We start from the raw sequence: 21,605 nt of genomic DNA on the forward strand, positions 1-21,605 counted from the left end.
CCTACCTTTCACTCTGGGTGTCCATGCGGACGCCGTTGCGATCATAGTGGCCTTGCCTGCGAACGATTGCCTTCCTCGCCTCTTCGAGCGCAAGCACCGCAGGGGGCAGAAGCACGAGGTAGAGGTAGTCCCACGCGTTGAGCGGGCAGGTGTGGAAGACGTCCTGGAACGGCGGGAACAGGGTGATGAACACGATGAGTGCCACTTCGAACAGTATTCCCTTATTGACCTGCTTGTTCGAGAACAGGCCCACCGAGAAGACAGAAGCAAGCTCCGTGCGGCAGTTCATGACCTCGCCGATCTGCGAGAACACGATGGCCGCGAGCGCCATGGTCGTTGCCCTCACGTACGTGGGGTCGAGGTCCGCGCCAACGCCGAACATCGTGTCACCAGGACGCCAGCCCGCCGCCCACTGGGCGAAGAAGAACGCACCAAGCGAGGAGAGAGCGCCGAGAATGCCGTACCACAGGAACGCCTTGCGCATGACCTTCCCCGTGAGCAGGGGCTCGGAGGGGTCTCGCGGAGGACGGTTCATGACGTCCTTCTCCGGGGGCTCGGAGCCCAAGCCGAGGGCAGGGAACATGTCGGTACCCAGGTCGATGGTGAGAATCTGCATCGTGGTGAGAGGGAGCGGCACGGCGCCGCCAGAGAACAGGTAGACAGCGGAGGGGACAGCCTCGGGCACGTTGGAGTTGAGGATGTAGAGCATGAACTTCCTGATGTTCGCGTAGACGGCCCTGCCCTCCTCGACCGCGCTCACGATGGAGGCGAAGTTGTCGTCCGTGAGAATCATGTCGGCAGCTTCCTTGGCGACGTCGGTCCCCGTCACGCCCATGGCAACGCCGATATCGGCCTTCTTGAGCGCGGGGGAATCGTTGACGCCGTCACCCGTCACTGCGACGACCTCGCCCATTGCCTGGAGGTTCTCAACAACGCGGAGCTTCTGCTCAGGAGCCATGCGAGAGAAGACAACCTCGCCCTCGAGGGCCTTGCGCAGCTCTTCGTCCGAGGTCTTCTCGAGCTCAGGGCCGGAGAACACCTTTGGGTGGGCGCTCTTCACAATGCCGATCTTCCTGGCGATGGAGACTGCAGTCAGACCGTAGTCGCCAGTAATCATGATGACGCGGATGCCAGCGCGATGACATTCAGCGACTGCAGCGGCAACCTCGGGACGCGGGGGATCCTGCATTACCTCGAGGCCAACGAAGGTCAGGTCATGCTCGATGACGTCTGGGGTGTACTCGCTGACGGAAGTGGGGACGCCCTTCTCGTCACGATGAATCGGTCTATAGGCAACCGCAAGCACGCGCAGGCCGTCCTCCGCATACCCGTCGTTGGCATGCATGATCTTGTCGCGCAGGGAGTCGGTCATCTCGACGACCTCGCCGTTCACGCGAACCTTCGTCGAAAGACGCACCAACTCGTTGGGGGCGCCCTTCACGAACGCCACGCGGGTAGCCCCGTCGAGGGGACGCTCAAGCTGGTGGATGGTGGACATGCGCTTGCGACGGCTCTCGAAGGGAAGCTCGCGCACGCGGGGGATGAGGCGCTCCTCCTCGGAGAGGTCGAGGCCTGCCTTCTGCGCGGAGACGAGTAGGCACGCCTCGGTAGGGTCACCGAGTACCGTGTAGCGTCCGCCCTCCTTCTCGGGCTCGATAAGGCGTGCATTCGAGCACAACGCACCGCCAACGAGGAGCAGGCGGAGGTCATCGTCGTCTGCGGCCGAGAAGCTGCGCCCATCAGCGCGGACCTCGCCCTTGGGTGCGTAGCCGACCCCCGTGACCTCGTACTCGCGAGATGGAGTCCACAGGTGGTTTACGGTCATCTCGTTCTGGGTGAGCGTACCCGTCTTGTCGGTGCAGATGACGCTCGTCGAGCCCAGGGCCTCGACCGAGGAGAGCGACTTGACGAGGGCATTGCGCTTGCTCATGCGCTGAACGGCCATTGCAAGCGAAAGCGTGACCGTGGGGAGCAGGCCCTCGGGTATGAAGGCAACAACCATCCCGAGTGCAAATATGAAGGAGGCAGCGATGCTGTTGTGGACGAACACCACGTCAAGCACGAGAAAGACGATGCCCATGAACAGCGCAAAGACGGTGATCTGCTTGGTGAGGTGATCAAGCTGCTTCTGGAGGGGGCTCTGCTTCTCGCCCATGTTCTGGGTGAGGCTCGCGATCTTGCCAAACTCGGTCGACATGCCGATCTGCGTCACGACCACGCGACCGTTCCCCTCAGAGACGGAGGTGCCCTCGAAAACGAGGTTGGGGGTCTCAGAGGCAGTGAGGTCCTCGTCGAGCACCGCATCGGAGGTCTTGCGCACGGGGTTGGACTCGCCTGTGAGCGTCGACTGGTCTACCTGCAGGTCGCTCGCGCGAACAACCCGACCGTCGGCAGAGATCTTGTCGCCCTCCTCGAGGAGCATCACGTCACCGTGGACGAGGTCCTCCGCAAGGATCTTCTGCTCGTGACCGTCACGAATGACGTTCACGTATGAGGGGAGCATCTTCTTGAGCGCTTCGGTCGCCTTGTCTGCCTGGTGCTCCTGCCAGTAGCTGAAGCACCCGTTGATGACATTCACCAACCAAACTGCCACACCAAGCTCGGGCATGCCGGCAACGAAGGCGATGATGCCGGCGACCCAGAGCAGAATGGCCATGAGGTGCGTGAAGTTTGAGAGAAAGACGACAACCTGGGACTTCTTCTTGGTTGCCTGAATGGTGTTCTTCCCGCACTGGGCTTGGCGGCTTGCCGCCTCGTCGGACGTGAGACCAGCCGCAGCCGTTCCCATCGCAGAGAAGACCTTGTCAGGCGTGAGCTTCGCTATCTCCTCGATTGGAGAGGACGAAGCCTGCTTGGGAGCTTCCACGAAGGCCCTCCTTTCAACTAGATGCACACCATCCCGCCATGGGCGGCGTGCATGGCATCGACGATGGCGTCGACGCAAAGGAAAGCCTATCCATCGCGGCACCCCCCAAAGCCTAGTTTGGGAGCGCAGCCGAATTCAGCATACCTGCAGCATAAAAAACTAATGAGTCAGCGATAAAGATGCCATTAAAGGCGCAAGTAGATTTAGTAATGTTGTCTTAATTTATCCTTATTGTGTGAAAGCAGGCCCACAAGCGCGATGGCCTGGCCCAAACCACCCTGGACTATGCGTCGCGCGTGGCGCCCTCGCCCTGGCCCATCCCAACCATGCGATAGCCAACCCCTACGTGCGTCTGAATGTAGCGGGGGTGGGCGGTGTCGGTCTCGATCTTCTTGCGGAGCGAACCCATGTATACCCGAAGCGAGGCAAGGTCGCCCCCCTGGCCGTCTCCCCACACCTCGTGGAGGATGTAGTCGTGGGTGAGAACCTTGCCCACATTGTGCGAGAGGAGGCAGAGGAGCTTGTACTCGATTGGGGTGAGATGCACTTCGCTGCCAGCCAGCGTCACGATTCCCGCGTCATAGTCGATGCGAAGGTCGCCGTCCTCGAAGACAGACGGTGTGGGTGTGGGCTCGGCATTGGCTGCTCCCGAGTAGCTCAGCCGGCGAAGGGAGCTGCGAATCCGAGCGAGAAGCTCCCCGACCGAGAAGGGCTTTGTCACATAGTCGTCGGCACCGGCGTCCAGGGCGTCGATCTTGTCGGCATCTTCCGCTCTGGCGCTCACGACGATGATGGGCATCTGCGACCACCCGCGTATTGAGCGCACGACCTCCACGCCATCGATGTCGGGAAGTCCAAGGTCAAGGAGAACCAGATCTGGGTTGTCCGTTGCTGCCCGCGCTATTGCCTCGCGACCGGTGACGGCGACGACGCGCGCGTAACCATATGAGTCCAGAGCGGTCGCGATGAGGTTGCGCACTGCTGCGTCGTCCTCGACTACGAGTATTCTGGGCTGGCCATTGGCAGTTGTCACCGGCATTCCCCTCCAGACAGGTCCCGCGCGGGAAGCGTAAAGGTGAACACGCACCCATGCGGCCTAGCGGAATCAAGGCGAATCGAGCCACCATGAGCCTCAACTATAGACTTGCAGAGCGAAAGTCCAAGGCCGAAGCTCCTACGACCATCGGCGAGACCATGGCCCACAGTATAGAAGGTTTCGAAGACCCCATCACGATCCCCGGGTGGTATCCCCGGACCATCGTCCGATACGCTGGTCTTCACCCAGCTGCCGTCTCTCCGCAGGGCAATCGTGATGTGCGAGGCAGCCGGCGTGTACTTTACCGCATTGTTCACCAGGTTTACTATCACCTGCACCATGAGACGCGCGTCCACGTCTACCAGGCAGTCGCCATCCGAAGGCTCAACGACGAGCGAATGCTCCGAGACGCGCCTGTCCACGTGGCGAAGTGCTTCCTCGATTATGTCATCCATGAGCTCGAGGCTAGTATTAAGACGCATCCCCCCATTCTCTAGGCGGGTGATCGCCAGGAGGTTCTCCACGGTTTCACTGAGCCAGGCTGCATCAGACCGTACGCCCTCGAGGAGACGACGGGATTCAGTAACATCGAGAGACCCATCCCTGTCGAGAAGAATGTCGGCGCTACCGATGATCGAGGTCAGAGGCGTCCTCAGGTCATGCGAAATGGAGCGGAGGAGATTGGCACGGAGCCGTTCCTTCTCCGCGCTCATTTGCGCCTCCTCGCGTTCCCTAAGCGCTCGAATACGACCCAGTGCGAGTGTCGCCTCACCAATGACGGCGGAGGCGACACTTCTCTCGTTGGGTTCGAGGGGTCGGTCGCCCATGAGGATGCCCATGACGCCCTCAGACGGTCGCTTGTCCCCTACGGGCAAGTAGAGTCCGGAGGCAGAGGAGAAGCGGGGTGTGCCTTCTCCCGCCGGCTCGCCATTTTCGAAGGCGCACATCGCGACCGACGGTTCGGTTAGCACATCAAGACCCCAGGCCGGGCTCTCCCCAGCAGGGGTGAAGCTCCGTCGAGGCTCGACCTTCTCGCCCGTTGACTCATACCAGACCACATCTCGGTCGAGGAGCTTAGCGAGCTGGGCTCCTGTCGCCTCGAGAACCTCCGTGGGGCCCTCGAGCCCCTGGAGCATGTGATCGGTCTCGAGGAGCACTCTCAGGAGCCTTGAGGTCTCCTGCTCTCCTCGAATCCGCTGACGCAGCTCTACGGAAAGCTCGCTCGAGACGAACGCGACTATGCACATGACGATGAACTCTCCGGGATACTGGCTGCCCCATGCTGCAAAGGAGAGTCGCGGTGACGTGAAGAAATAATTAAACGCGAGTACCGAGACGGCAGTAGAAATCACGCTGAGGAGGCGGCTGTTTGTGAAGAGCGCAACTAGCTGTACGGAGAGCACGTAGACCACAACGATTGACGCAGCACCCATCCCGAGGGAATCAAACCCCATGCCCACGGCCGTCGCGGCCACAAGGAGCCCAGCCATCACGATGGCGTCGACGACGTGGCGGGTACCGCAGGACAGCCTCTCGCGAAACTCGACGATTGATGAGAGATGCCCGGATTGGATAACCGACTCGTGCCTCATCGCTCTGGGACCTCCCGCGCCTTGGGGTCGCAGCATGCGTAGGCCAGGCGCTCATCGCCGTTGCGGCCAATCCTGATGATGCCGCAGTACGAGAACCCCCTGCTGTCGAGAAGGCCCTGCATGGGCTTGTTGTCGCGATGGGTGTCGACGCGAAGGTTACGCCCGTGCTCCAGCGCCCAGTCGAGCATAGTGCCACCGACACCCCTCCCCTGGCGCAAGACGGCGAAGCGATGCACCATGTCGTAGGGCTCGTCGTTGGGCCACGAGCCCTCAAAGATGTGCGCGTAATCCGGCTCGGGACCGGAGAGAAACGCAAAGCAGCCGAGCACCTCGTCGTTTTCGTCCACGCAGACGCGCAGCGCCCCCGTGGAGATGTCCTGCTCTACCAGTTCGCGCGGAGGAAAGCTGTCTCCCCACTGGTTGGGGTTTCCGGACTTGCACATGAAGGCACGGGCGCTCTTATAGACGGCGAGCGCGCCTTTGAGGTCTGCAGGGGTTGCTGGACGAATGTGCATGAATGCTCCCAAGAATAAGGGCTTTGAGCTGCACGCCATTGTAACCCCTTGAATGCGACAACGTATTATTGTGGTGACTAGATGACCAAGAAGAATGCCCGGCAACGCGCGTGACGTAGCCGGGCGAAGGCGATGCCTGACCCCTTGGCTCTACTCGTGGTAGTAGGGCTGGCCGTTGGCCGCCGGGCCCATGTGCTTCGAGACGAAGAGCACGAGCGCGATGAGCGTGACCATATAGGGAATCATCTGGAAGAACTGGTACGGAGTGCCCTGGATGTTGACCTGCAGGACGATCTGCAAGGCATCGCAGAAGCCAAAGAGCATGCAGGCGACAAGCACGCCCAGGGACTGCCAGCGTCCGAAGATGACTGCCGAGAGGGCGATGAAGCCGCGGCCGGCAACGATGCCATCGGCGTACGTGCTGGTGTAGCACAGCGTGAGAAAGGCACCGCCAAGCCCGGAGAGGGCGCCGCAAATGACGCATGCAAGCACCTTGGTCCCAATCACGTTGATGCCGAGAGTGTCCGCCGCCTGGGGGTTCTCGCCAACGGCACAGTAGTTGAGGCCGGCGCGATATTGCGTGAAGAACATGGCAGAAAGCGGAACGAGCAAATATGCAATATAGGCGAGCGGGGTCTGCTGGAAGAGCGCCGGACCAATCACTGGGATGTCGCTCAGGAGGGGGATGCTCACCGTTGCCATCTGGACGCCCTGGGCGAGCGCGGAGGAGTCGCCAAACGCAACCTTATAGAAGAAGGAGGCGAGGGCAGGCGCCAGAATGTTGATTGCCATTCCAAGCACCACCTGGTCAACGCAGAGCTTAATCGTACAGTACGCATAGATGAGGTTGATGAGGACGCCGGCGACCATTCCCGCGAGCACACCGACCCAGGGGTTGCCCGAGAAGTAGCCAGCAAGAAAGCCAGCGAGTGCCCCGCCAGACATCAGACCATCCAGGCCGATGTTCACCATGCCGGCACGCTCGCTGAAGAGCTCCGCAATCGCCACCAAGAGCAGGGGAACGGTCATTCTCATCGTGGCCGAAAGAATGTCAGGAAGTGCCGAGAGAATCGTGTCCATTACGCCCTCGCCCCCTCTTTTCCCGTGGTTCCGGCAACAGACGCCATCGCACCCTCTGCCCTTGCTGGCTTGGCATCCCTCCGCGCGGCGAGCACCGCAAGGAACTGCTTCGTCTTAGGGAGCCTGAGCCACGCCATGCCGGAGACGGAGAAGATGATGATAAGCGCCCGGATGATCTCAACGATGGCAGTGGGGACGGCGATTCCCACCTGCATGGACGAGGCGCCTGTGGTCAGAATGCCAAAGAAGATAGCGACGAACAGAGATCCAATGGGGCTGAGCTGTGCTATTAGCGCAACGGCAACGCCGTCGAAGCCAAAGCCGGACCCAAAGCCGCTCATGAGCCTGTACTGCTTGCCCAGAAGCTCAATGGACCCTCCCATGCCCGCGATGGCACCCGAGATGATGAACGACACAAAGATGAGTGCCTTCACCGGGAAGCCATTCACACGCGAAGCAAGGGGGTTAAGGCCAACCGCACGGACCTTGAAGCCAAAGGACGTCTTATCGAGCACATATGCGACAAGGATGGTGAGAATGACCGCAACGATGACACCCGCGTGGATGCGGAAGCCGGGGAACTTGTAGAGCATGAGCGAATCGGGAACCGAGGGCGTCTGGGGATTTGCCCCATCTCGAAGGACGCTCGTGTAGACATAGCTCATGAAGAGCGTGGCCACATAGTTGAGCATAATCGAGGTGATCATCTCGTTGAGGCCGCGCACGATCTTCATGACTGCGGAAATTGCCGCCCACACCGCACCCACGATGATGCCCGCGAGGATGCAGAGGAGAATGCCTGGCACTCCCTCGACTCCCGAGGTGAGCGCGACCGTGACGCTCGCAACCGCGCCCATGATGAACTGGCCCTCTCCGCCAAGGTTAAACACACCGCACTTGTAGGCAAAGGCAGCAGCAAGCGAGGTGAAGATGAGCGGACATGCGCTCACAAGAGAGCTGGCAATCTTCTGAGGGTTGCCAAGCGAGCCGGAGAAGAGCAGGGCATATCCCTGCACGGGGTTCTTGCCCAGGCAGGCGATGACGATTCCGCCGATGACAAACGAGATCAGGATGGCTACGAGGGGCGCCAGGAACGAGAAGATGCGCTCGTACCTCATTGCAAGCGATTCCCTCTGCTTCTTGTCGGTAATTGCACTCATTGCAACCTACTTCCCAGCCATGGCAAGAGAGATTTCCTTGACGGGAGCGCCCTTCCCTGGGTACGTCCCCATCACTTGTCCCTCGAAGAGAACGACGATGCGGTCCGAGAGCTTGAGGACCTCGTCAAAGTCCGCGCTGATCAGGAGGATTGCGCATCCGGCATCGCGTTCCCTGATCATCGCATCGTGAACGAACTCGGTGGCCCCGATATCAAGTCCGCGGGTGGGATAGGCAGCCACGAGCAAAGACGGGTGGCTCTCGAGTTCTCGCGCGAGAATGACCTTCTGCTGGTTTCCACCGGAAAGGCTACGCACCGGTTGGTCAACGGAGGCGCAGCGTATGTCGTTCTTCTCGCGCATCTGCTCCGCGAACTCATGGATGTGCCTGGACTTGAACCATGCCCCGTGACCATACGAGAATCGCTCGTCGTCGGTGTTCTTGAGGATGAGGTTCTCAGCGATACTCATGTCACCAACGAGGCCCATGCTGTTCCTGTCCTCGGGGATGTCGGCAACGCCCGCGTCGATGAAGCTCTTGGGGCTGTAGATGGCAACCTTGCCCGAGGGGGTGTCGACGGTCCCAGACGTTGGCTGAGCGAAGCCGGTGACCACCTGAGCGAGCTGGGACTGGCCATTGCCATCGATGCCTGCAACGCCAACGATTTCGCCCCTGTGAATGGAAAGCGACACGTCCTTCAGGCCACCATGTTTTCGCTCTGGATAGAGCGAGACATGGTTGAGGGACATGACCGCCTCGCCAGGGTTGGTGACCTTCTCATAGATGCTCTCACGGAAGCGATGACCAATCATAAGGTCAGCGAGCTCTTGAGAGGTGGTTTCTGCGCAGCTGAGCGTCGTGACCGATTTGCCGTCACGAAGGACGGTGATCCTATCGGAAACCCTCATGACCTCGCGCATCTTGTGCGAGATGAATATGACTGCCTTCTTCTCCGCCGTGAGGGACTGCATGATGGAGAAGAGGCCCTCGGCCTCGACGTCCGTGAGAACGGCAGTTGGCTCGTCAAGGACGAGCAGGTCTGCGCCGCGGTAGAGCACCTTGAGGATCTCGACACGCTGTTGCATGCCGATGGACATATCGGCAACGCGCGCGTCCAGGTCGACCTCGAGTCCATAGCGATCCGCGAGTTCCTGAACCTTCCTCTTGTCCTCAGAGCGATTCAGGCGCGGCGAGGGGTTGTTCTTCGTGCCAAGCGTGATGTTCTCGAGCGCGGTCATCGCGTTGATGAGCATGAAGTGCTGGTGAACCATGCCAATACCCATGCTAGCCGCATCGCGGGGACCATTGATCTTGGTCTCTTTCCCCCGGAAGAAGATCTTTCCACTCGTAGGCTGGTACAGACCGGTAAGAACGTTCATGAGGGTAGACTTGCCAGCGCCGTTCTCTCCCAGAAGGGTGTGCACCTCGCCTTCGTTGACGCCCAGGGAAACGTCATCGTTGGCAAGCTTTGTCCCGAACCGCTTGCTTATGTGCTCCATGCGCATGAGCTCCGCCATGCCGTCCTCCTCTCCACTCGCGTCAAGGACCGCATGGTCCTCGGCAGTCCTTCCGCCAATGAGATTAAGCGGCTGCAGTAACGCAAGAGTTGCTGTACCGGCGCGGCAGCGTTTCCAATTGTTGCGAGACGTGACACTTTGCTTGTCACGTATATTTCCTGCTCCGAGGCGATACGAGACCCATCCAAGCGTTGTGTTAGACGGTTGTTACGGGCAGCGACCCAACTGTTACGGCATCTCCGCCAGGCCCACTTCACTGTCTTTCGGCTCCTATCCTCAAACGTGTTTGCACGTAAGTTCGGGACCATCGGCCTTGAGAGGAGTCACCAGATGGAAGAGGGTCGTTCTCGGGAGCTTGTAGAACTGTGCCAAGACCTCATCCGGGCAAAGGGCTATTCGGGAGAGGAGAAGGACGTCGCAGATCGTCTTCGCAAGGAGATGGAGTCTCTGGGGTTTGACGACGTGCAGATAGACAAGAATGGCTCCGTCATTGGCACCATCCGTGGCAATCGGCCCGGACCAACGGTTCTATTTGATGGCCACATAGACACCGTGCCTGCCGAGAACGCCGAGAAGTGGACATATCCCCCCTTCGAGGCACAGATTCACGATGGGAAGATCTGGGGCCGGGGCACGAGCGACATGAAGGGCGCCGACGCGGCGTTCACGAAGGCGGTCGGCTGGTTTGCCGCCGACAAGAAGCGGGATTTCGCTGGCACCATCTGCGTCGCCGGCGTGGTGCAGGAGGAGTGCTTCGAAGGCGTCGCATCCCGCACCGTAAGCAGCATCTGCAAGCCCGACTACGTGATCATCGGCGAGGCGAGCAATTGCAACATCAAGGTGGGCCAGCGAGGACGAGCCGAGCTCACGTTGGTCACGCATGGCAAGCCGGCACACTCCGCAAACCCCGAGAAGGGAATAAACGCCGTCTACAAGATGTGCGATTTGGTCGAGCAAGTGCGTGGGCTCGAGCCTCCGGAGCATCCTGTTCTTGGCAAGGGAATCCTCGAGCTCGTGGACATCAAGAGCGAGCCATATCCTGGCGCATCGGTGGTCCCGGAGGGATGCCGAGCCACCTATGACCGCAGGCTACTTGTGGACGAGACCCCAGAGGGCGTGCTTGAGCCGGTCAAGGACCTCATAGCTAAGGCGTCCGAGAAGGACCCCCAGCTCTCGGCGGAGGTTGGCTTCACCCATGCATCGGCCACCTGCTACACGGGCGAGACCATCGAAGCGGAGCGCTTCTTCCCAGGCTGGCTCTACGATGAGCACGACGAATGGATTCAGCGCATCAAGTCCCATCTCGAGGAGAAGGGGCTGACTCCAGAGGTAACGCAGTACAACTTCTGCACAAACGGGAGCCACTATGCCGGCGAGGCGCACATCCCGACGATCGGGCTGGGCCCCTCAAGGGAGGACCTCGCTCACACCGTGGACGAATACATCGAGATTTCCCAGCTTGAGCGTGCGTGCGAGAGCTACTACGGCATCCTCGAGGCGCTGCTGGGGTAAGCTCGCCCAGTTTAAGGCAGCCAAGTTGAGGGGCTGGCAACCGAAATCGTTGCCAGCCCCTCATTTCGATAACCCAATGGCGCAGGCCTGCTATGCGGCAAAGGTGCCGTCCTCGATCTGCTTCTCGTACTCGGCGAACTTGTCCTGGACGTCCTTCGAGACGAGCTTCTCCGAGAAGGTGCCCATCTTGATGGCGCCGTTCTTGATTGTCCCTTCGACAACCTTGTTGCCATAAGAGTCGTTCTCAACGTCCTCGAGGCACTGCTCGATCATCACCCGGTTGTCGGTCACGACAGAGCAAGCGATTATCTCGTCGTCCACGCTGCCAAGGTCTGAGGGCTGCGCGATGTCGTAGACGCCAGGGTGGTTCTTTATGGCCTCGCGCTCGCCGGAGTCGACTGCGGAGGCATCGCCAAAGATTACGTCGGTGCCGCTTGAGATGGCTGCCTCGGCGATTTCCTTGCCCTTGGCCACGTCGCTGTAAGAATTTGCATACACAATTGATACGCTGCAGTCTGGGTTGACGATCTGCGCGGCTTTCTTGCATGCCTCGGCCTTTGCCGCCGTAGTCCCCAACTCGATTCCCCCGACATAGGTAATCTGGTTGACCTTGGTAAGGAGTCCGGCGAGGGCCCCCACTAGATATCCAATGTCATCAGTGCTTGGCAGCATGCTCTCGATGTTGTCACTGGTCAGCTCCGAGGAGAGAACCATGAAGTGCGTCCCGGAGTTCTCGTCTGCAACCTGCTTAACGGCATCATCGAACTGGTCGCTCGGCGCGAAGACCAGGTCGTAGCCCTGGTCGCAGTAGTTCTGCATGACCGTGACCCAGTCGGAGCGGTCAACGTTCTCACTGTAGGCGGTCTCCCAGCCGCGAGACTCCGCCGCGTCGCACATGGCCTGGTATGCGCTCGAGCCCCAGCCACCGTCGTTGATGCTGTCGTTCAGTATCATCGCCACGCTGTACTTATGATCAGAAGAATCCGCCGCATTGGACGAGCCGGAAGAGGACTGCCCGCACCCTGCCAATCCAAGAAGCGCCGTCAGCGACATCGAGCCCTTCAGAAACTGTCTCCTGCTGACATCCATATCACGTGCTCCTTTCTCGATAAAGCCCGAGAGCCATGGGAGTGACCTACTCCCCGAAGGTACCGTCCTCGATCTGCTTCTCGTACTCGGCGAACTTGTCCTGGACGTCCTTCGAGACAAGCTTCTCCGAGAAGGTGCCCATCTTGATGGCACCGTTCTCCAGGGAGCCTTCGACGAGCTTGTTGCCAAAGGAGCCAGTTTCGACGTCCTCGAGGCACTGCTCGATCATCACCCGGTTGTCGGTCACGATGGAGCAGGCAATGACGTCATCGTCAGAGCTCCCGAGGTCAGAGGGCTGCGCGATGTCGTAGACGCCAGGGTGGTTCTTTATGGCCTCGCGCTCGCCGGAGTCGACTGCGGAGGCATCGCCGTAGATGACGTCGGTGCCACTTGAGATCGCGGATTCGGCAATCTCCTTGCCCTTGGCCACGTCGCTGTACGACCCCGCATACACAACGGATACGTTGCAGCTCGGGTTCACGATCTTGGCGGTCTTCTCGAAGGCGGCCGCCTTTGCCACAGTCGTGTCAAGTTCGACGCCGCCAACGAAGGTCACCTGGTTCGATTTGGTGAGAAGGCCGGCAAGGGTACCCGAGAGGTACCCAATCTGGTCGAGGTTGGGAAGCATGCTCTCGATGTTGTCCGAGGTGATCTGGGACGAGAGAATCGTGAAGTGCGTATCGGGGTTGTCCTTTGCCACCTGCTGGACCGCGTCACCAAACTGCCCGCTCGGTGCGAAGACCAGGTCGTAGCCCTGGTCGCAGTAGTTCTGCATCACCGTGACCCAGTCGGACTGCTCGACGTTCTCGCTGTAGGCGGTCTCCCAACCGCGGGCCTCAGCCGCGTCGCACATGGCCTGGTATGCGCTCGAGCCCCAGCCGCCGTCGTTGATGCTGTCGCTGAGCACCATGGCTACCTTGTAGGTGCGGCCGGTATCCCCCGAGGAGGAAGCTGCATCCGAGGACGAGGAATCCTGGCTGCAACCTGGCAACACCAGAACGCATAACACCGCCATGAGCACCGAGACCCAACCGACAAGTGCCTTCCTACCATGCATGCGACCGCCTCCTGTACCTTGTCCAAATGGCTGGTTATGACGGTAGGGGTGATTGCTTTCTCGCGTGTCGCAGTTATGTCTCAGACTGATTACGTATTCTGAAATTAATGAATATTAAGCAAATAAAATCTAAAATTACGCATAGATAGCCCATTGTCCCTCACGATGGGCCATCTGGAGCACAACACTTGTTTTTTCTCCGCCCTTCCCTAGAGGACGCGTTCGATGAAGCCCTCCGAGTTCTGATAGAGGATCTTCTCGGCAAGCTCTTCTCCAAAGGAGTCGGCAAACGCGGCTCGAAGCACGGGAATGGACTGGACCCCCTTGATGCCTTCCGGGAAGAGGCCGTCACAGCCATCGAAGTCCGCTCCCATGACGAGAACGTCCTCTCCTCCAACCTCCATGATGTGGTCCGCGTGACGGAGGACGTCGTCGATCGTTGGCACATCCCCAACGAAGGGTGCAAAGAGGTTGAGCCCGATGACGCCACCGCGACGCGCAATCTCGGCGATGAAGGCGTCCGGAAGGTTTCTGGGCACGTCACGCACGGCACGCGCATTGGAGTGAGAGGCGACTATCGGCCCATCCACAAGTGATAGGAGGTCTTCCACCCCGGCATCTGAGAGGTGCGAGACGTCCATGACCATCCCCTGGCCCACGAGGGTGCGAACCAGGCCTCGCCCCTCACACGTCAGGCCACTCCGCTGGTCACAGGCTGCCCCGCAGGCATACTGGTTCTGGTAGTTCCACGCGAGCATGCAGAAGCGAACGCCCATGTCGTATGCATCACTAACATGCGAGCCTGCAAACGAGGCATCCTCGAGTGAGAGAAATGCGGCTGCGCGCCCCGATTCGTGGGCAGCGCGCATACCTTCGGCGTCTTTCACAAGCTCGATGCGCTCCGCTTGAGCTTTCACAAGCGAGCAGGCACGGGCATAGACGCGCTCGAACTCCTCATCTACCTGCTTGGAATCGATGCTCGCCATATCCCGCCACAAGGCGAAGACCTGGGTGTATGTGTCCGCGAATGAAGACGTTCTCCTAAGGTCCACGTCGTTGTGGTTCTCGTACAGGCTCTCGCCCTCGGGTAGCTCGGTAAGCGTGTCCGCGTGATTGTCGAAGTACCGCACTATGCTTCCATCCTCGTCTTGTCGATTTGCTTGCCGCTACCCGGCCTAGCCAGAACGCGCGTCCCGTCAAAGGCAAGCCGCCCGCCGTGATAGGTTCTCGCCACCCTGCCCCGAAGGCGATTGCCCTCCCAGATGGTGTAATCCAGGGCATCTGGGGCATCCTCCACGCGAACCTGCCACTCGCCATCCTGGATTACCGCAAGGTCCGCGTCTGCACCAGGGACAATGGCCCCCTTGCGGGGGAACAGCCCATAGAACTTAGCCGCGTTCTCGGAGGTGAGAAGAACGTAGCGCCGCATGTCCATGCCACGACTTGCGACCCCCTCCGAATAGAGCCACGACATGCGCGTCCAGACGCCATCCACGCCACAGGGCACCGTTTGGTACGTTGCATCGCGCTTGTAGCGCAGAGAGTACGGGCAGTGGTCCGTCGAGAGGATCAGCTGCCCCTCAAGGGCCTTGTTCCAGAGCGCCTCGACGTTGCCCGCATCGCGCAGGGGAGGCGTCATGGTGAAGAGGCACCCGCCTTTGCCTTTGAGCGAGTCCTCGGTGAAGGCAAGGTAGTGTGGGCAGGTCTCGGCAACGAACTCGCCACGTGCTGGTACAGGCCCCTCCAGGAGGTCCATGGTGGCAGCGGTCGTGGAGTGAGCCACGCAGACCCGAGCGCCCGTCTCGTCGACAAGGTGCCGCAGCATGCGGACCATGCGCGCCTCGCACTCGGGAGGCCGCGTTCTTGCCAACTCCAAGAAGTCCGTGGAATCGCCATGCTCGGCCTGGAGGCGAGCGATCTGATCCGGGTCCTCGGCGTGAACGAGGAAGGTTCGGTGGGGGTCATCCGCTAGCTTGCCAAGAATGAACCGCATGTCATCCTCGCGAAGAGTCTCCCCGTCGTAGATGGTGAAGAGCTTGAAGTCATGGATGCCCGCTCGCTCCGCAAGCGGAAGGTGCTCCATCTGCATTCGGTAATTCTCGGTGAGCACGAGGCGGAAGACGTAGTCGACCATGGAAGTCATGGCGTCGCGACGACGCCGCTCGATGGCATGCGGGACGCTCTCCTCGCCGTCCGGCTCCACGAAGTCGATAACGGTGGTTGTCCCACCCGCCAGGGCAGCCCGAGACCCCCGGTAGAACCCATCGGCAATGGGGACGCTTCCAAAACCACCAAAGTGGACGTGCGCATCGATACCCCCGGGCACGAGCCACGCTCCGCATGCATCAAATGTTTGGTCGGCGTTGAGCGTCGAGGGACCCACCTCAAGAATGCGACCACTGTGGCCGGCCTCCTCGGGAGCCTCGAAGGTCACGTCGCCCGAAACGATGCCATCGGGCGTCACTATCCGCGCGTTCGCGATTCTCGCAGTGCGCACAGCACGTCCTCCTCCCTGATGGGCAGACTTCGGAACTCATGACCGACGGCATTGGACACGGCCGCGGCAACGCACCCGGCAACCGGCACCGTCCCGCACTCCCCCACACTCTTCGCGCCAAAGGGTCCGGTGTGCTCGGCGCTGTCGAGAAACTCGATGCGCACGTCACGGGGCATGTCTGTGGCACGCAGAAGATGGCAGTCGCGCAGCCTGCGGTGAGGGATGTTGCCGTTCTCGTCCAGCTCCAGCCCCTCGGACAGCGCATAGCCAATGCCCATCTGAATGCCTCCTGCGACCTGCCCCTCGAGTCCCAGGGGGTTGAGCGGTCTGCCCACGTCATGCACCGCGGCATAGCGAAGGACCTTCACCTTCCCGGTTGTTGAGTCAACGCGGACGAGGCAGAAATGCGCCCCCGCCGAGATGGGCGCCGCCGTCGTTCCGTACATCTTGGAGCAGATGATGTCGCGCTCGTGGCTGTGGGCGCTCTCCGCAACCTGACGCATGCTCACCCTGCGAGCCACCTCGCCTCTGACCTGGGCGCCATTGTCGAGAAGCTCAATCTGCTCCGGGCTCGCCCCGAGGATCTCGGCCGCTTCCTCCCTCACTCGCTGTGCCACCAGCTTAGCGCACGCGAGTGCGGAGCCGGCGCCCACGTAAGTTCCCCTGCTCGCAAAGGCCCCAACATCGAAGAGCGTCGTCTCGGTATCGGTCTTGACCAGCGAGATGTGGTCGAGGGGGATGCCCAGCTCCTCTGCCACCACGAGCATCTGGGTGGTGTTCGAGCCGTTGCCCATGTCGCTCACGCCAGTGAGCAGCGTGAAGCTACCGTCGCCATTCATCCTGATAGTTGTGCCGCAGGTATCGGGCATGATGCCAAAGAGGCTGCTTCCGTGGGGCGACACGCTGCACGCGCAGCCATAGAGGTAGCGCCTGTGCCCTGCCCTCGATTTCCTTACCTCTCCCAAGGCCTCCTCCCAGCCAAAGAGGTCACGGCCCCTGCGGATGCAATCGGCGGCGCGCATGTTTCCGATGGGCTCGCCGAGAAGGTCGATGGCATCGGGCTCGTTCACGTTCTTGAGGTAGAGGTCGCAGGCGTCGATGCCAAGGCGAGCGGCTGCCTCGTTGATCTGCGACGCCATCACGTAGAAGAGCTGAGGAGAGCCAAAGCCTCGCATGGCACCGGCGCTGCTTCTGTTGGTATAGGCAGGATATGCCCGATAGCGCAGGTTGGGGGCTCGGAAGAGCTTGAAGAACTTGCCACCCGCCGCCCATGCCACCGACATGCTTCCGCCGGATTGGGCGCCGCATGAGAGGAAGACCTTGTAGTCACATGCGACCATCGTGCCGTCGCGCATGAAGCCCATGCGCGAATAGATGACTTCGGCATGGCGCGTTGGCCCAGAGACGATGTCCTCCTCCCGGCCAAGCACGAGCTTGACAGGTCGACCGCACTTCATCGAGAGAAGACTGGCCACCGGCTCGCAGACCAGGTCGATCTTGCCCCCAAAGCCACCTCCCATGGCAGGGCTTATCACCCGTACGCGGCTCTCTGGAAGCTCAAGGGCCTTCGCGAGGTTTGCGCGCTGGCCAAACACGTCCTGCGAGGGGGTCCACACGGTGAGCTTGCCCAAGTCGTCGTAGCTCGCGATGCAGGCATGGGGCTCGATTGCGGCATGGTGGATGGCAGGAACCTCGAACCTTCCCTCAACGACGAGGTCCGCCGAGACGAGCGCGGCATCAACGTCTCCTGCAGACTTATCCACGGGGATGAGCACGTTGCCATTCTCGCGAATCTCTGGGTGAATGGGGAAGGCCCCCTCCTCCGCAGCCTTCTCCGGATCGAAGTAGGCGGGAAGGTCCTCGTACTTCACGTCGATGAGCCCGATGGCCCTCTCCGCCTCCTCGGGCGTCTCGGCAGCCACTGCCGCGACCTTGTCGCCAACGAAGCGCACCACGTCGTCCAGGATTCGCTCGGACGGGAGGACGTCGCTGTCCTCGCCATTTGCGTTGAAGCGAACACGCGGAGCGTCGAGGTGCGTCACCACCGCGTGGACGCCAGGGACCGCCTTGGCCTTGGAGACGTCGATGAAAACGATGCGCGCGTGGGGCCGCGGGGACCGCAGCACCCTCCCGTACAGCATGCCGGGCATGCTCATGTCGTCCACGTAGCGCAGGCGCCCGGTCACCTTCTGGCGGGCGTCGTACACTGCCTGGTCTTTGCCGACGACTAGACCCCTGGGCACGTCGCTCACGCCGATACGCCTCCCGTTGCAGCGACGGCGTGCGCGGAATTCTCGCCATCGGCCTCCCTCATTCGTCGCGCGGCGAGAAGCACCGCCTCGACGATCTTGACGTATCCGGTACAGCGGCAGAGGTTTGGCTTGATGGCCTCGCGCACCTCTTCCTCAGTTGGGTCTGGGTTGGAGTCGAGCAGCGCCTTTGCGCTCATGATCATGCCAGGCGTGCAGAACCCGCACTGAACTGCGCCGGCATCGATGAAGGCCTGTTGGATGGGGTGGAGCGTGAGCCCGTCGGACAGCCCCTCGATCGTCTCGATGCTCTTCCCCTCCATGTTCCGCGTGAGCAGGACGCACGAGTTGCGTGCGACTCCATCTACGATGACCCTGCAGGCGCCGCAGTCGTTGGTACCGCAGCCGCACTTGGCACCCGTGAGCCCAAGCCGCTCCCTGAGCGTCCAGAGGAGCCGCTCGGTCCTAGGGACCAGCAACGGGTAGTCACGCCCGTTCACGGTAAGCGTGACCGGAATCATGCCTGAAGGTTCCACAGGTTCGCCTCCTTCATGACCCTTGCCATAACGGCAACCTTGCGCCCGAGGACCCTCGCGTTCTCCATGCCGGCGGGATCGTCCATGTCCGTCGATCCGTCACCCGGGTTCCAGAGCATGGCACCGGTGTACATGCCGTTGCCTCCAGTCACAAGCGTCATTCCCTGCGCAAGGAAGAAGTGGTTGATGGCATCGACCGTCATCTCTTGTCCGCCGTTGCGCGTTCCGCCAACCGCCAGTCCAGCGCCTACCTTGCGCACGAAGAACTCGGGATCGTCGATTCCACGCTTCCAGGCAGAGCGGAAGCGGTCGAAAAACGCCGCCGTCTGCGCGGTGACGTTCATCTCGTAGACGGGGCTTGCCACGATGACGCCATCTGCCTCGTAGAACTTGTCGTAGAGCGGCGTCATGTCATCTTGGAAGACGGTGCAGCGATCGGACCCCTTCCTCAGACACTGGTTGCAGTGCACGCAGAGGCTGAACTTCTTGCCTCGCAGCTCGACGAGCTCGCACTCCACGTTGGGATCTGCGGCAGACGCCGAGTCGAGTGCTGCCTTGAGCGCCGTGTAGGCGCTCTTCCTCCGTGGGCTTCCGCAGATTCCCAGAATCTTGATGGCAGACATCTAGCTCTCCTCTCCCCTGCCCATGGCCTCAAGCACGCGTGCTGGGTCCATGGGCAAATCGTGGATATCCACTCCAATGGCATCGCTTACCGCATTGGCAATGCAGGGAGCGACAGGCACCACGGGGCTCTCGCCCAGCGCCTTGGCGCCCCAAGGCCCATCCGGCTCTCCGCCGTCTGCGCAGACAAAGTCGGTGCGCAGGTCGAGCGGCATGTCAGTTGCCCTCGGCATGCCGCAGCGACCAAGCGTCTGCTGAACCGGGCGCCCGTCTGGCCCAAAGCTCACCTGCTCCGAGAGCGCATAGCCCAGCCCCATCGCGATGCCGCCCTCGAGCTGTCCCTCGAGCATAAGGGGGTTGAGCACATGGCCCACGTCGTGAACAGCAACGTAGCGCTCAACGCGCACCTCACCGGTCTGCCTGTCCACGCGAACGAGGGCCGCGTGCGCCCCGTACGAGCAGACCCCGCGCGGCGCCTCATAGGTCACGTGCACGCAAAGCTCGCGGCCGGTAACCGCCTGGCAGTGGATCATCACCTCACGAAGCGTGACCTCTGGTACCCCATCGCCCCGCATGGCACGACCGTCACGCAGAACGACTTCGGAGGAATCGCATCCAAGCAGCGGCGCCGCCTCCCTGCGAAGCTCGCAGGCCATCAGCTCTGCCGCGCGCTTCACGCCAGCACAGATGACAAAGGTCCCCCGGCTCGCGTAGTCCCCTATGTGCCAGAGAACCGTATCGGTATCCGAGGCAACAATCCCCACCTGGTCAAGGGGCACGCCGGTTACCTCAGAGACAATCGCCGCCTGCGTACCGAGGGTGTCGTTCCCCATCTCGTGGGAGCCCGTGTACAGCACGGCGGACCCGTCTTCGTTCATCTTGATCATGGGACTCGCCACGTCACGATGGACCCCGTGGCAGTTATTGCCGTGGCTTCCCACGGCAACGCCGATGCCCCACGCAAAGCGGCCCCCATCGTCTCCCGGCTTCTTGGCGCGGCGCTCCTCCTCGTAGCGAATGAGTTCGCTCGCGCGCTCGAGGCAGTCTGCCGGACGCGGGTTCCCGCGGGGAACCCCCTCCTCGTTGAGCGAGTCTGGCGCGATGATGTTCTCGCGACGGAACTCGACGGGATCGGCCCCAATCGCGCGGGCCGCCCTGTCCACCATGCATTCCGTGGCAAAGTAGACCTCCGGCCCGCCATAGCCCCTCATCGCACCGCCTGGGACCGTGTTGGTGTAGACCGGTCGAACGCGAACGTGGACGTAGGGGGCCTTGTAGAGCTGGAACGGGTTCTCGAGGAGCGCGCCGGCAACGTTGAAGGCGCTTCCGGCGTAGGCACCGGTGTTGGTCTCGCAGTCCACGTCGATGGCCAAGAGCTTACCCTGGTCGTCCACGCCCATGCGCACCCTCGACTGGGAGCCATGACGAACGCGCGTCGCCATGATCGTCTCCTTGCGGGAGAGGACCATCTTGACCGGCCTTCTCGCCTTGCGGCTGAGAAGGGCAGCCACGGGCTCGATGGTCATCTCGAGCTTGCCACCAAAGCCACCGCCAATGGCGGGCACCACGACTCGGACCCGGTTGAGGGGCAGGCCAAAGATCTGGGCGAGGATGACCCTGTATGCAAAGGAGTTCTGGCAGGGCGTGATGACAGTAAGCTTGCCCTCCTCGCTCCAGTTCGCCATCGCGCAATGGGTCTCTATTGCACCCTGGTGGATGGGCGGCGTCGAGAAGGAGCCAGACACCACGTGCGGGCAGGCCGCCAGATGCGCCTCGATGTCCTTGTCACCCTTCTCCAACACGCCCACGACGTTGCTCGTGCCGTGCACGGGCTCGGCGCCCGGCGCGAGCGCCTCGTCGATGCTCAGAACGGCAGGCAGGTCCTCATAGGTGACCCTGATCGCTCGAAGCGCAGCCATGGCCTGCTCTTCGGTCTCTGCGGCCACCGCCGCCACACGGTCCCCGACATGCCGGACCTCCCTGGCAAGGACCCTCTCCGTGAGTGGCACCTGGGCGTCAATCATCCGCTGCGCGCTGTTGTAGCGGACATCGGGGCAGTCTTCCCACGTGACGACCGCATGGACACCGGGCATGGTGCGCGCCTCGGACGTATCCACGCTGAGCACGCGGGCATGCGGGCGATCGGAAAGCAGCAGCTTGCCGACGAGCATCCCGGGGAGGGACATGTCGCCTACGTAGGCCTTGCGTCCCGTAACCTTGGATGCCGCATCCCTAATTGGCCTTGGCTGCCCTATGACACGTTCCTCGCCCATCCGCGCC

Annotated in this window: 16 protein-coding genes; 1 reads left to right on the plus strand and 15 read right to left on the minus strand. The window is 61.4% G+C overall.

The window, feature by feature from the left end; translation table 11 throughout:
- Nucleotide 1: 1 nt before the first annotated feature.
- The 7 genes from NVS32_RS01370 to NVS32_RS01400 form a co-directional block, all read right to left on the minus strand.
- Nucleotides 2-2,866, minus strand: a complete 2,865-nt coding sequence (locus tag NVS32_RS01370) for a cation-translocating P-type ATPase (protein WP_258498407.1) — start codon at nt 2,864-2,866, stop codon at nt 2-4.
- A 283-nt stretch (nt 2,867-3,149) separates the two neighbouring features.
- On the minus strand, nt 3,150-3,905 hold the full coding sequence (locus tag NVS32_RS01375; RefSeq protein ID WP_117651898.1) for a response regulator: 756 nt from the start codon (nt 3,903-3,905) through the stop codon (nt 3,150-3,152).
- A complete protein-coding gene (locus NVS32_RS01380; protein WP_158553531.1) occupies nt 3,896-5,494 on the minus strand; it encodes an ATP-binding protein in 1,599 nt (532 codons plus the stop codon). The genes NVS32_RS01375 and NVS32_RS01380 overlap by 10 nt, the downstream gene beginning before the upstream one ends.
- On the minus strand, nt 5,491-6,009 hold the full coding sequence (locus NVS32_RS01385; RefSeq protein WP_258498408.1) for a GNAT family N-acetyltransferase: 519 nt from the start codon (nt 6,007-6,009) through the stop codon (nt 5,491-5,493). The genes NVS32_RS01380 and NVS32_RS01385 overlap by 4 nt, the downstream gene beginning before the upstream one ends.
- Nucleotides 6,010-6,159: 150 nt before the next feature.
- Nucleotides 6,160-7,089 carry an ABC transporter permease gene (locus NVS32_RS01390; RefSeq protein ID WP_258498409.1) on the minus strand — a complete coding sequence of 310 codons (930 nt, stop codon included), beginning with the start codon at nt 7,087-7,089 and terminating at the stop codon, nt 6,160-6,162.
- Nucleotides 7,089-8,249, minus strand: a complete 1,161-nt coding sequence (locus tag NVS32_RS01395) for an ABC transporter permease (RefSeq protein WP_258498410.1) — start codon at nt 8,247-8,249, stop codon at nt 7,089-7,091. Before NVS32_RS01395 ends, NVS32_RS01390 begins: the two co-directional genes overlap by 1 nt.
- Nucleotides 8,250-8,255: 6 nt before the next feature.
- Entirely contained in the window at nt 8,256-9,764 is a 1,509-nt protein-coding gene (locus NVS32_RS01400; RefSeq protein WP_258498411.1) for an ABC transporter ATP-binding protein, read from the minus strand.
- A gap of 330 nt (nt 9,765-10,094) precedes the next feature.
- Here NVS32_RS01400 and NVS32_RS01405 point away from each other — a divergent pair, with 330 nt between their 5' ends.
- A complete protein-coding gene (locus tag NVS32_RS01405; RefSeq protein WP_258498412.1) occupies nt 10,095-11,276 on the plus strand; it encodes a YgeY family selenium metabolism-linked hydrolase in 1,182 nt (393 codons plus the stop codon).
- Nucleotides 11,277-11,366: 90 nt separating this feature from the next.
- Here the strand turns inward: NVS32_RS01405 and NVS32_RS01410 are convergent, their stop codons facing one another.
- From NVS32_RS01410 to NVS32_RS01445, 8 genes are all read right to left on the minus strand, one after another.
- Nucleotides 11,367-12,230 (minus strand): BMP family protein, encoded by an 864-nt coding sequence (locus NVS32_RS01410; RefSeq protein WP_258498619.1) that lies wholly within the window; start codon nt 12,228-12,230, stop codon nt 11,367-11,369.
- Nucleotides 12,231-12,411: 181 nt separating this feature from the next.
- Complete coding sequence (locus NVS32_RS01415) at nt 12,412-13,422, minus strand: BMP family protein (RefSeq protein WP_258498413.1); 1,011 nt, start codon at nt 13,420-13,422, stop codon at nt 12,412-12,414.
- Nucleotides 13,423-13,631: 209 nt separating this feature from the next.
- A complete protein-coding gene (locus NVS32_RS01420) occupies nt 13,632-14,552 on the minus strand; it encodes a dipeptidase (RefSeq protein ID WP_258498414.1) in 921 nt (306 codons plus the stop codon).
- The gene (locus NVS32_RS01425) at nt 14,552-15,919 is read right to left on the minus strand and encodes an amidohydrolase family protein (protein ID WP_258498415.1); all 1,368 of its coding nucleotides are present in this window, start codon (nt 15,917-15,919) and stop codon (nt 14,552-14,554) included. The genes NVS32_RS01420 and NVS32_RS01425 overlap by 1 nt, the downstream gene beginning before the upstream one ends.
- Nucleotides 15,886-18,171, minus strand: a complete 2,286-nt coding sequence (locus NVS32_RS01430; protein ID WP_258498416.1) for a xanthine dehydrogenase family protein molybdopterin-binding subunit — start codon at nt 18,169-18,171, stop codon at nt 15,886-15,888. Before NVS32_RS01430 ends, NVS32_RS01425 begins: the two co-directional genes overlap by 34 nt.
- Nucleotides 18,168-18,704 carry a (2Fe-2S)-binding protein gene (locus NVS32_RS01435; protein WP_258498417.1) on the minus strand — a complete coding sequence of 179 codons (537 nt, stop codon included), beginning with the start codon at nt 18,702-18,704 and terminating at the stop codon, nt 18,168-18,170. Before NVS32_RS01435 ends, NVS32_RS01430 begins: the two co-directional genes overlap by 4 nt.
- Nucleotides 18,686-19,327: a flavodoxin family protein gene (locus NVS32_RS01440; protein WP_258498418.1), complete on the minus strand. Its 642-nt coding sequence runs from the start codon at nt 19,325-19,327 to the stop codon at nt 18,686-18,688. The genes NVS32_RS01435 and NVS32_RS01440 overlap by 19 nt, the downstream gene beginning before the upstream one ends.
- Nucleotides 19,328-21,598 (minus strand): xanthine dehydrogenase family protein molybdopterin-binding subunit, encoded by a 2,271-nt coding sequence (locus NVS32_RS01445; protein ID WP_258498419.1) that lies wholly within the window; start codon nt 21,596-21,598, stop codon nt 19,328-19,330.
- Nucleotides 21,599-21,605 lie beyond the last annotated feature (7 nt).

It is taken from the genome of Tractidigestivibacter montrealensis, from assembly GCF_024741235.1.
GTDB classification, from domain to species: Bacteria; Actinomycetota; Coriobacteriia; order Coriobacteriales; family Atopobiaceae; genus Tractidigestivibacter; species Tractidigestivibacter montrealensis.